Here is a 12,276-nt window from a genome sequence, read left to right as displayed (position 1 = left end):
TGATTGACACAGAACATTTTTGTTTTTTTACAGTTTCACATTACACGGCATCTATGCGATTTACTTATGTGCTTGCTTTTTTGGTGAGTTTTTCGGCCATTGGCCAGCTTACAGAAGAAGACTATTTGCTCAGATACAAAGAAGGAGTACAGGCTTATGCATCAGGCAACTCTGACAAAGCAATTGACCTTTTCACACCACTTACTTCACGAACTTACAATAACGCCGTAAGCCCATACGCTCTTTACTATTTTGCACTTGCTTCTATTGATCAAAATAAGAGCTATCAGGCAAGAGCTACGCTAAGAGACCTTTTTGCAAGATTTGAAACATGGGAGAAAATAGACGACGCATACTACTTATACGGCTATGCCAATTTCGTTGATAACTACTTTGGAGAAGGTCTTTCATACCTTGAAAGAATAACGTCATCAGGGCTTTCGGAGGATGTTCAAAAGCTAAAGCAAAAGTATATTCCGGGTATGGAGAATGTAACCTTGCTTAAAGAACTCAATGAGCAATTCCCGGCGGATAGATTGATTGCGGAGACGTTGGTAAAAAATATTCAGAAACGCTCTTATAACACCAGAAGCGATCTTGAACTCTCTGATTTACTGACTAACCGGTTTAATCTCAAAACAGATGAAAAGAAAAATGCTGCCGTAGAGAAAGACTTTGTTCGAGCCTACGATGATGAAGTAACGGACATCGGACTTCTTTTGCCGTTTGACCTTAATGACTTCAAGGTTTCGGAAGCTGCCTCTACAAAACGCTACGTTTTTGATCTTTACAGCGGCATGAAAATGGCCGAGAAAGAGCTAAATGATGAAAACATACGTGTACGAGTTTCTGGTTTCGACGTTGATCGCACTGCCGAAAGTGCAGAAAACTATCTCAAAGACCCTGATTTTAAGAAACTCGATATTCTGGTAGGCCCTTTATATGGCAGACCAAACAGAGTCATTGAAAGTTTTGCCGAGAAAAACAAAATCTACCAGGTTCACCCTATTTCAAATAACAGTGCTTTATTAGCCGACTCTGACGCTCGTTTCCTGTTGCAACCTTCAAATAAAACAATTGCTGAAGCTTCACTTGATTTTGTAGAGAGCCTTGAAAGGCCAAAGACGGTTAGCATCTTTCATGATGGCAGTCGCAATGATTCGCTAATGGCTAGTGTTTATGAAGCAACGGCAAAAGCCCGGGGTTTCACTGTTGAACAATCCGGAAGATTTACAGACGTTGAAAATATCAAGGAAATAGAGGATCTGGGTCATGTCTTCATTGCCGGAAATTCAGGTTTTGGCACAACCATGATGCGGGCACTGGCTCAGAAAAATATCAATAATGTTATTCTTTCTACAGCCTCTTCGTTCAATCTCGAAACAATAAGCAGAAGTAATCTAAGAAGAGAGCTTTATTTGGTTTATCCGGAGTTTGCTGATCCTCAGAGTCCGAATTTGAAAGAGTTCAAGAAGGCCTACATCGCTAAAATGAAAGCTCTTCCATCATACTACACTTATCTGGGCTATGATTTTGTGAAGTTTTATGGCCGTATGATGAAAGATGGAAAGGAAATTTTCAGGTTAAACATGGATGAAAGCCCGCGAATGGATGACCTTCTGCTTTCAGGGTTTGACTACTCTAATAAAAGTTCTGAAAATAAAAGTGTACCGATCGTGAAGTACAATCACGGTTTGTTTGAAATCGTAAATCAATAAATACTGTGGGAAAGAAGAGTGCAAAGTTATTTGCAAAGGCTCAAAACTATATTCCGGGTGGAGTAAACTCGCCGGTACGTGCATTTAAAGCCGTTGGCGGAAATCCATTATTTATCAAAAAAGCCAAAGGTGCCTATTTGATTGATGAAGATGACAATCAGTACATCGACATGATCAATTCATGGGGTCCAATGATACTGGGTCATGCCTTTGAGCCTGTGGAGAAGCAGGTAAGAAAAACTCTCAAAAACTCATTTTCCTTTGGAGCCCCAACTGCCCTTGAGGTAGATATGGCCAAAATCATCACAGAGATGGTTCCTTCTGTAGAAAAAGTACGCATGGTGAATTCAGGAACTGAAGCAACCATGTCTGCCATCAGAGTAGCCAGAGGCTATACCGGAAGAGACAAAATCATCAAATTTGAAGGATGTTATCACGGCCATGGCGACTCTTTCCTGATTTCTGCCGGTAGCGGAGCAATTACAATGGGGGAACCTGACAGCCCGGGCGTTACAAAAGGAACGGCAAAAGATACACTTTTAGCTCCATATAATGACCTTGAAGCGGTCAGAAAGCTTGTCGAAGCCAATAAAGGTGAAATTGCGGCTATCATTCTTGAACCGGTAGTTGGTAATATGGGCTGTGTACTTCCTGAAGATGGCTACCTTCAGGGACTTCGCGATATCTGTGATCAGGAAAAAATAGTCCTCATTTTTGATGAGGTCATGACTGGTTTCAGATTAGCACCTGGTGGTGCTCAGGAGCGTTTTGGCATCACTCCTGACATGACCACTCTCGGTAAAATTATTGGTGGCGGGATGCCCGTTGGTGCTTACGGTGGAAAAGCCGAGATCATGGAATTTGTGAGTCCGGCAGGGCCGGTTTATCAGGCGGGCACCTTATCTGGTAATCCTATGGCTATGGCAGCTGGTTATGCTATGCTCAAACATATTCAGGAAAACCCCAACTTGTACAAAAAGCTGGAAGAAACGGGTGAGGAAATCGTCTCAGGGATTAAGGACTCCCTCACTGAACTCGGCCTTGTTTATACCATGAATCATGTAGGCTCTATGTACAGCCTTTTCTTCACCAATCAAAAGGTGAAAGATCTGGAAACAGCGAAAAGCACGAATACTGAACTTTTCGGAAAGTACTTTCAGGCGATGTTAAAAAGAGGTATTTATCTGGCTCCTTCTCAATTCGAAAGTCTTTTCCTTTCTACCGCTTTAAAAAAGAAACATATCAAAGCCATTTTGAAAGCAAACCGGGAAAGTTTGGCGGAAATTCAATAAGATGCCGAAATACAGTGTCATAACCCCTGTTTACAACCGGCCGGATGAGGTTGACGAACTTCTTGAAAGTTTGGCAGCACAAACTTTTAAAGACTTTGAAGTCATCATTATTGAAGATGGCTCTACACAAAAGTGTGATGAAGTTTGTGCCAAATACCGGGGTACTTTAGACATTCATTATTATTTCAAAGAAAACAGCGGTCAGGGTTTTTCCAGAAACTTTGGTTTTGAGAAAGCCAACTCAGACTACTTTGTTCAGCTTGACTCAGACGCCATTTTACCTGAAACCTATTTTGAGGCTGTTGCTCAGGCCATCCATGAATACAAATGGGATGCCTTCGGTGGGCCGGATAAAGCTCATGTAGATTTCACCGCTATCCAAAAGGCAGTCAATTACGCAATGACTTCGGTTTTTACCACAGGAGGGATTCGCGGGAAAAAGAAAAATATGGGTGGTAAATACACACCCCGGAGCTTTAATTTCGGCTTAAGTAGAAAAGTTTGGGAAACCGTTGGTGGATACAAGATCACGAGACTCGGTGAAGATATTGAGTTTAGTCATCGAATAATTAAAGCTGGATTCAATGTCGGTTTTATTGAAGATGCTTTCATTTATCATAAAAGACGAACCTCCTTTCTGCAGTTTTTCAAACAGCTTCACTTTTTTGGCAGGGCCAGAATAAATATCACTCGTTTTTTCCCGGAGCAGCTAAAGCTAGTACATACTTTCCCGATGGTGTTTACACTCTTTATAATGAGTGTTCCGTTTACCTATGTATTTTACATGCCATTGTTCAATATTAGCTTTCTCATGCTTCTGGCTTATTTTACCTTATTGTTCATTGACTCATTACGATTAAGCAAATCAATCTGGGTAGCTATTTTGAGTGTTCCGGCCTGTTTTATTCAGCTATTTGCTTACGGGCTGGGTTTTATCGAAGAAGCCGGGAAAGGTTTCAGGCTGAAAGAATAATCTTCGAAAACAATACTCTTGTCATCAATTGACAGTTCAGAGAACATTTTTTTCTAAGTTCGGGTTTTAAAAGGGTTAATCAGTTTACATTGAAAGAAGAAAAGGTTAGCGGTAAGATCTTTGACCGGGCGGTTTTGAAACGCCTGATCACCTTTATTAGTCCGTATAAGGGTAAATTCACTCTTCTGGTAGTGATAATCCTGATAAGTGCAGGTCTTTCGCCCGCATTACCCCTCCTAATTAAGTATACCATTGACACGCCAATAAGTCAGGGCGATCAGCAGGGTTTGACCCGAATGCTGTTGATTATGATCGGTCTGCTTTTCGCGTCCTCCCTCCTCGCCTTTTTTAATACCTACCTGGCTGGATGGCTGGGGCAGAGCATCATTCGTGATATCAGGATTCAGTTGTATGAGAAAATAATGGGACTTAAACTCTCTTATTTTGATCAAACTCCCATAGGCAGGTTAGTTACGAGAACGATTTCTGATATTGAGACGCTCTCCAATGTTTTCAGTTCGGGCTTTGCCGCTATTGCCGGAGATATTCTTCAACTGGTTCTTATCATTTCGGTGATGTTTTATACCGACTGGAGGCTATCGCTAATCAGTTTGAGTACAATTCCGCTGATGCTTTTTGCGACCTATGTTTTCAAAGAGAAAATTAAAAAGTCGTTTAATCATGTACGAAACGCCGTTTCAAACCTTAACAGTTTTGTTCAGGAACAAATCACAGGAATGAGTCTGGTTCAGATTTTCAATTCTGAAGATATATCCTATAAGAAGTTCGTTGAAATCAATAAAAAGCATCGTCAGGCTAATATTCGATCTATTCTTTATTACTCCATCTATTACCCGGTGGCTGAAGTCATCTCTGCCTTAGGTACAGGTTTGGTAGTATGGTATGGTGCAAAACAGATCATTAACCCTGAAATGGATGTGACTTTCGGTACCATCACCGCATTCATCATGTTCATTAATCAGTTTTTCAGGCCTATCAGAATGATCGCTGACCGTGTGAACACACTACAAATGGGTATTGTAAGCACAGACCGTATCATTAAAGTACTGGATAGTGACGAAACCATTGAAAATAAGGGAACACGAAAAGACATTGTTAAAGGAGCTGTGGAATTTCAGGACGTTTCTTTCGCATATATTGATGACAACTATGTTTTAAAGGACATTTCTTTTAAGGTGAAAGAAGGAGAAACCATAGCCTTTGTTGGAGCCACCGGAGCCGGAAAAAGCTCAATCATAAACCTCCTCACCCGCTTCTATGAAATAAATAAAGGTAATATCCTTATCGATGGTATTGATATCAAAGACTTTGACAAGTATCATCTTCGTCAACAGATCGGCATGGTTTTGCAGGATGTTTTCCTCTTTTCTGATACCATAAGGAATAATATCACTTTAGGTGATACTTCTATTTCTGACGAGCAAATTGCCGAGGCGGCAAAAATGGTGGGAGTTCATAATTTCATTATGCAATTACCGGGCAACTACGACTATAATGTTATGGAGCGTGGCTCTACTCTTTCTGTTGGTCAGCGTCAATTGATCTCTTTTGTACGTGCTATGGTGCAAAACCCCAATATTATTGTTCTTGATGAAGCCACGTCCTCTGTAGACACCGAATCTGAGGAATTGATACAAAACGCCATTTCAAAATTAATGAAAGGCCGTACTGCAATAGTTATTGCTCACCGATTGAGCACTATCCAAAAAGCAGATAAGATACTGGTAGTCAACGCCGGACGTATTGTAGAAAGTGGGTCGCACGACGAGCTTCTCCGTCAGAATGGGCATTATGCTAACCTCTATGAAATGCAGTACCAGGAAAGTTTGGCACAATAGATGCTAGTAGATACTAAACTTTACAAAAACACCACCAGCAAATCATCGAATGGTATCGTAGCTAAAATCTTTTCATCCCTCGAAAAATGATTTTTGTCAAAATTTTCAGCTTTTTTTCTTGAAAAGTACCGTTCAATAAATTTTATGGCACAGCTTTTGGGATACCATTTGCGTAAAACAAAAGCTCATGAATAAAATCATAACCCAGCAAACAAAAACAATAGCCACAGTTTTCTTTTTACTGTCTGCTATGTTCGTACAAGCGGCAAACCCTTCAGTTTTGCCACTCTCAACATTCAATGCCAGGTATTCATTTAACGAAGGACTGGTAAAGATTAAAATCAACAGCCAATATGGTTTCCTAAACAAAGAGGGCTTGTTGGTGGTAGCTTGTAAATACCAATCAGCTTCAGACTTTAAAGACGGTTATGCCGTAGTGAAGGCTGATAATAAGTTTGGTATCATTAAACACAACGGCAACGTACTTGTCAGACCTCAATATGATCACATAGAGAACTTTCAGGGCGACCTTGCACTATTTAGAAAGGATAATAAGTTCGGTTATCTAAATAAAGAGGGTAAAGAGGTAATAGGAGCAAATTTTGATTTTGCCTTGGGATTTGAAGGTGACTATGCCGCCATCAAAAAGAATAACAAAACGGGTTATATCGATAAAAGTGGTAATGTGGTTGTAGAACCAAAATACGATTTTGGATTGAACTTCACTGAAGGAGTGGCACCTGTAAGTTTGGATGGTAAGTGGGGCTATATCAATGATAAAGGAGAACAGGTTATTGATTTCCAATATGATTTTGCTTCAAACTTTAGCGAAGGAATTGCCACAGTCAGATCAGAAGGTAAAGCTTACATGATAGATATTGAAGGACAAAAGATTACAAAAAAAGGCTTTGACAATATTTCAGAATTTAAAAATGGTCATGCACTTTTTAGTCTTGATGGGAAATTTGGAATTATCAACTCTAAGGGTAGAGTTAAAGTGGAAGGTTTCCAAAGACTAATGACTTCAAGCAATAACCTTTTTGCTTTCCAAAGAAACAACCTATGGGGCTTTATGGATGAAAACGGAAATGAAGTGATTACCCCAATATATGATCATGTGGGAGACTTTAATGAAGGTATGGCCTTGGTAAAACTCGGTGATAAGTTCGGTTTTATTAATGACAAAGGAGATGTAGCGGTACCGATTATCTACGATTCTGTAGATGGTTTTTCAGATGGACTGGCCGCTGCTAAAATTAATAATGTGTATTATTTCGTGAATGCGTTTGGCGAAGAATCTTTGGCTCTTGAAATGGACGTTGAGTCAAAGCCTGAACGTATTATCGTTCACGTAAATCAAAACAAAATGGTATTTCTAAATGGTCATTTAACGGCCTCAATCCGATAATAAATCGGATAGTTAGTAAAGATATAGTAGTAAAGTTTCAATTTGTCAGGATATCGGCTCAACATTGTTGAGCCTTTATTTTTTTACTGTCAGCTGGTTTCTGCCCCCCTTTTAAGGTTACTCCGGATATTAACAGGGTTTTCCCCTAAATTTGATCTACAGTATCAATAACCAAACTTTTCTTTATGACCGAAGACAAAGCCAATATCTTTAAAAGAATGACCCTTGGGGAAGCAATTCCAATGAACGACCCCGAATACGCACATATCGGTGCAGCCGTGAAGCGAACAATGGAGCTTTCGGCTAAATTAAATTCATCGACAAGTGTGGAGGAAGCACGTGACTTTTTGGGGCAAATTATCGGAGAAAAAGTCGACGACAGCACCACTGTTTTTATTCCGTTTTACACCAACATTGGTCTAAATATCAAGCTCGGCAAAAATGTATTTATCAATCACGCCTGCAGCTTTCTGGATTTGGGCGGTATTGAAATTGAGGATGAAGTGATGATAGGTCCTCGGGTGAACATTACCTCAGAAAATCACCCGGTTTCAGTAGCCGATCGTAAAACGTTGGTTCCCGGTAAAGTGACTATTAAGAAAAATGCATGGATAGGTGCCGGTGCTACTATTCTACCCGGCGTTACCGTTGGTGAAAATTCCATTGTGGCTGCCGGAGCATTAGTGAACAAAGATGTACCCTTTAATACCGTGGTGGGTGGAGTGCCTGCAAAGGTCTTGAAAAAGATTAGTTAGAATTCTACTTCTTAAATCGATACAAGTACGGAGCCTTATTTGACGCCCCTGTAAATTTCTTCTCCAACCGCTCCAGAATACCCAGCTGAAGCATTTTTCGCTGAAAATTATTCATGGGAAATTCCCTGTCATAAACGGCCTCATAGAGCTCCTGTACTTCCTTCATCGTAAAGGTTTCAGGGAGTAGATTAAAACCTATGAGCTTTTGATCAAGATTCTGACGAAGTGCCTCTAAAGCATAATTCAGAATCTCCTGGTGGTCATGCAGCATTTCCGGAATATCCTTTATGCCTCGCAACTCAAGCTTTTCATCCAGTTCTCCTTTCTGTGGATTTACCTTACTGATATCCACCAGAGCGTAAAACCCGATGCAGACGAATCGATCGGTGATCCAGTTGGCTGTAGATTCGTCATATTTATTAGTTAAATGGGCGTGCAGAATATCCCGATACTTACTTTCAAGAATACGGTTTTCATGTCCAAAGACCCTGAACTGCTCCAGGTAAATATCCTTTAAGCCGGTTCTTTGTTCCAGAATACGGCTGGCAGCAGCTTCAATGCTTTCGGTTCGAAGAATATGCCCACCGGGAAGATTCCATAAATTATCTCCGTAAATGCATTTGGCGATCAACACTTTTAATTCCTGCTCTTCATAGCCAAAAATGACACAGTCGATAGACAAGTTGGCTATGTAATTATGGGTCCCGAAATCACTCATACAAATGAAAAATACCTTTTATAACAGCCGCAAACTTAGGATTTGCAAATGGAATTTTAAAATTGCCATGTTTGCACTATATCAATATTAAGTTTAAAAATATTTTATTATCTTTTTTTGAGATAATAGATATTCTGCTTTCATTTGTGCGGAAATAAAAATTAAACCTTTTGACTATTGTGAAAAAATTACTCGCCTTTGGCCTGCTGTTATTCTTCAACCAGGTCGCCTTTAGCCAGGACTCATTGGCTATTATTCATTTATTGGAAAAAGAAGGAACAGCCTGGAGAAAAGGGGACGTTCAAGCCTTTAAAGACTGCTGGGCAGCCAGACCAAAGGGTCGAATTATCAATACTTCAGCGGACGGAACAACAAGTATCATCCCCTCTTCTTTTATGCAGAATCCACCTGCCAATATCATGGGAAATGGTGGTTTTTCAGTGCATTCAAATCACGATATGAGCTTCAGTGGCAATACGGCCTGGGTAAGTCATGACGAGGTTTCTATCAGCAAAGAAGGGAAAGAAACACTTTCTCGTGAGGTTCAGTTGATAGAAAAAATCGGTGGTGAATGGAAAATAGTTGGTCGTTCGGCACACTTTTATAATCGCCCTGAACCTAAAAAAGATACCACCAACTACTTCCACACCGTGGATATTACGGATGGGCATGTTGAAACAATATATTCCGTGGGTAAACACTTTGAAGCTCCTAACTGGCACCCGGATAATTACCTGATTCTGAATAGCTATGGTAAGCTTTACAAATTTGACCTGAAGACAAAAGATGTAAGTGTTATCAATTCAGATTTCGCCATTTATAATAATAACGACCACGGTATTTCACCAGATCTGAAATGGCTGGCCATCAGCAATGTGGACAGAAATGATCCATCACCAAAGCCTTACAAATCTAAGGTCTATGTGATGCCAATCAATGGAGGTGTACCCAAACAGGTCACTTCAGAGGTCATGTCTTTCTGGCATGGCTGGACCCCCGACAGCAAAACGCTGGCCTATTGCGGTGAGCGAAACGGAAACTACGATGTCTATTCCATCAGCATAGATGGAGGCCAGGAAAAAAGATTGACAGATACAGAAGGCCTGGATGATGGTCCTGATTATTCTCCGGATGGAAAATACATTTATTTCCATTCGTACAGAACAGGCCACATGCAAATCTGGCGTATGAATGCCGATGGTTCTGACCCAATACAATTAACGAACGACGAAAACTCCAACTGGTTTCCACACCCATCACCGGATGGAAAGTGGATTGCCTACATTGCTTATGTATCCGATGAAAAACAGTCGCACCCGTTTGGGAAACAAGTCAAGCTCCGTTTGATGAATCTTGAGTCAAAAGTAATCACTGATTTAACTCCTGTATTTTACGGTGGCCAGGGAACGTTTAATGTTCCATCCTGGAGTGCTGACAGCAAGAAAGTAGCTTTTGTGAGCTACTCCATTAATTAATAGTTCAACCTGAATTTTATAATCATAATGAAAAATAATAACTCGAATTCAAGACGTAAGTTTTTACAGCAGATTGGTGCCACAAGTCTGGTGGCAGCCGCTTCTCCGTTAAGTTCATTCGCAAATCAAGCCAAAGCAGAAGAAAGAATTCTTCGCTACGAAAAAGGTTTCAGTTCAAACGATACCGTTAGAATCGGTGTCATAGGTTATGGCGTTCAGGGGCACTTTGACCTGAGAACCGCTCTCAGAGTTCCTGGAGTTGAACTGGCCGGCATTTGTGATTTGTATACCGGTCGTATTCAAAATGCAAAGGAAGAACATGGCAATGACTTGTTTGTAACTACAAACTATAAAGACCTACTGGACAGGCCAGATATTGACGCTGTTCTCATTTGTACCACAGACGTTTGGCATGCCAGAATCGCCATTGACGCTTTGGCCAAAGGCAAACACGTGTACTGCGAGAAGCCAATGGTGTATAAAATTGAAGAGGGTTATCCGGTGATGGAAGCCGCCAAAAAATCAGGTAAGGTTTTTCAGGTAGGTAGTCAGCGGGTGAGTAGTATTGGCTATGCTAAGGCAAAAGAACTTTTAGCCGCCGGAGAGATTGGTGACCTCAATATGGTAAATGCGGTTTATGACCGTCAAAGCTCCATTGGTGCCTGGGAATATACCATCCCGGATGACGCCAGTGCTTTGACCACCAACTGGGATATGTTCATAGAGGCTACAGAGAGGATGGCCTTTGACGCCAAAAAATTCTTCTGGTGGAGAGCTTTCAAAGAAGTAGGTACCGGAGTAGCCGGCGATCTTTTCATTCATCTCCTCAGTGGTTCGCATTTAATTACAGGTTCTAAAGGACCTGAAAGCATTTACAGTACCGGTCAATTCAGTTATTGGAAAGACGGTCGAAACCTACCTGATGTGATGTCTGGTGTGATGCAATATCCGGACAGCCCTGAACACCAAGCTTATCAGTTGACACTCCAGGTGAACTTCATCAGCGGTACAGGTGGTCAGGAAGTGATTCGACTGGTGGGTTCTGAAGGAACCATTGACGTGATCGGAAATGACATTACGGTGAAACACAGCCTGATGCCTGAAGCTCCTGGTTTCGGTGGCTATGATTCACTGTTTACTTTCTCAAAAGACATGCGGGAGAAAATGCAGAAGGAATACGACGCGAAATGGACTACCGCCCAACGGAAAAGACCAACAAAGGAAGATATCGTTTTCAAGGCTCCTCAAGGTTACAGCGATCATTTAGATCACTTTACCAATTTCTTTGATGCTATCAGAGATGGTAAGCCTGTCACAGAAGATGCCGAGTTCGGTTTCAGAGCAGCAGCCCCTGCTTTGGCTTGTAATGAGAGTTACTTTACTAAAGAGATCATAAACTGGGATCCGGTGAAGATGAAGTTGGTGTAATCAACATCGTATACGAATAACCTTTTGAGCTGACCACCTCTTTTTCAGAACCGAAGAGGTGGTCATTTTCTTTAAGCATAGCGAATCGTGTACAATTGAACCTTGAAATCAACAGAAAAGTAGTTTCTCCTACCGAAATCAATTTCAGGACTATTTTCCCTAAATTCGTTATTCAAATTTCATTGTCAATGGCTGAATATACATTAAAGATCAACGGCAAGTCTTATACAACCAATGCCCCGGAAGACATGCCCTTACTTTGGGTACTGAGAGACCTTCTTGAATTAAGAGGCACTAAATTTGGCTGCGGAGCTGGCCTCTGCGGAGCCTGCACAGTCCATTTGGAAGGTGCTGCTATTCGCTCTTGTAGTTTTCCTGTTTCCGCCGTTGGAAGTCAGGCAATCACCACCATAGAAGGTCTTTCCGAAAACGGGGACCATCCCTTGCAAAAGGCCTGGCAGGAACATGGAGTACCGCAATGCGGTTATTGCCAGACCGGCCAGATCATGAACGCAGCAGCCCTGCTGAAACAAAATCCGAAACCTTCAGAAACAGAAGTGGAAAAAGCCATGCAGGGTAACCTTTGCCGATGCGGCACCTATACCCGTATCAAATCTGCCATTTTAAGTGTATCCAACGATTAATCTTCA

General features: G+C 41.2%; 10 protein-coding genes. 9 read left to right on the top strand and 1 reads right to left on the bottom strand.

The window, feature by feature from the left end:
• The first annotated feature begins 53 nt into the window (after window positions 1–53).
• The 6 genes from AFM12_RS00970 to AFM12_RS00945 all read left to right on the top strand — a co-directional run bounded on the left by AFM12_RS00970 (window position 54) and on the right by AFM12_RS00945 (window position 8,005).
• Window positions 54–1,718, top strand: coding sequence for an ABC transporter substrate-binding protein (locus tag AFM12_RS00970; RefSeq protein WP_055143265.1), 1,665 nt, complete (start codon window positions 54–56; stop codon window positions 1,716–1,718).
• Window positions 1,715–3,010: a glutamate-1-semialdehyde 2,1-aminomutase gene (gene hemL / locus AFM12_RS00965; protein WP_082391144.1), complete on the top strand. Its 1,296-nt coding sequence runs from the start codon at window positions 1,715–1,717 to the stop codon at window positions 3,008–3,010. Before AFM12_RS00970 ends, hemL begins: the two co-directional genes overlap by 4 nt.
• A 1-nt stretch (window position 3,011) precedes the next feature.
• On the top strand, window positions 3,012–3,983 hold the full coding sequence (locus AFM12_RS00960; protein ID WP_055143260.1) for a glycosyltransferase family 2 protein: 972 nt from the start codon (window positions 3,012–3,014) through the stop codon (window positions 3,981–3,983).
• 89 nt (window positions 3,984–4,072) lie between these two features.
• Window positions 4,073–5,842, top strand: coding sequence for an ABC transporter ATP-binding protein (locus AFM12_RS00955; protein ID WP_055143258.1), 1,770 nt, complete (start codon window positions 4,073–4,075; stop codon window positions 5,840–5,842).
• Window positions 5,843–6,029: 187 nt separating this feature from the next.
• Entirely contained in the window at window positions 6,030–7,250 is a 1,221-nt protein-coding gene (locus tag AFM12_RS00950; RefSeq protein ID WP_055143256.1) for a WG repeat-containing protein, read from the top strand.
• A 185-nt stretch (window positions 7,251–7,435) separates the two neighbouring features.
• Window positions 7,436–8,005 (top strand): DapH/DapD/GlmU-related protein, encoded by a 570-nt coding sequence (locus AFM12_RS00945; RefSeq protein ID WP_055143254.1) that lies wholly within the window; start codon window positions 7,436–7,438, stop codon window positions 8,003–8,005.
• A gap of 4 nt (window positions 8,006–8,009) precedes the next feature.
• Here the strand turns inward: AFM12_RS00945 and AFM12_RS00940 are convergent, their stop codons facing one another.
• On the bottom strand, window positions 8,010–8,723 hold the full coding sequence (locus tag AFM12_RS00940; protein WP_055143252.1) for an NUDIX hydrolase: 714 nt from the start codon (window positions 8,721–8,723) through the stop codon (window positions 8,010–8,012).
• Between the two features lie 179 nt (window positions 8,724–8,902).
• On the opposite strand from AFM12_RS00940, the gene AFM12_RS00935 reads away from it, so the two are divergent.
• The 3 genes from AFM12_RS00935 (at window position 8,903) to AFM12_RS00925 (ending at window position 12,270) form a co-directional block, all read left to right on the top strand.
• The gene (locus AFM12_RS00935; RefSeq protein WP_055145025.1) at window positions 8,903–10,198 is read left to right on the top strand and encodes a TolB family protein; all 1,296 of its coding nucleotides are present in this window, start codon (window positions 8,903–8,905) and stop codon (window positions 10,196–10,198) included.
• Window positions 10,199–10,225: 27 nt separating this feature from the next.
• Window positions 10,226–11,626 carry a Gfo/Idh/MocA family protein gene (locus tag AFM12_RS00930; RefSeq protein ID WP_055143250.1) on the top strand — a complete coding sequence of 467 codons (1,401 nt, stop codon included), beginning with the start codon at window positions 10,226–10,228 and terminating at the stop codon, window positions 11,624–11,626.
• 188 nt (window positions 11,627–11,814) lie between these two features.
• Window positions 11,815–12,270 carry a (2Fe-2S)-binding protein gene (locus AFM12_RS00925; protein WP_055145022.1) on the top strand — a complete coding sequence of 152 codons (456 nt, stop codon included), beginning with the start codon at window positions 11,815–11,817 and terminating at the stop codon, window positions 12,268–12,270.
• Window positions 12,271–12,276: the final 6 nt, after the last annotated feature.

Origin of the sequence: Jiulongibacter sediminis, from assembly GCF_001306455.1 — a bacterium.
Classification (GTDB): domain Bacteria; phylum Bacteroidota; class Bacteroidia; order Cytophagales; family Spirosomataceae; genus Jiulongibacter; species Jiulongibacter sediminis.
Note: the sequence above shows the minus strand (reverse complement) of the source record. Positions and strands in the feature narration are given on the sequence as shown.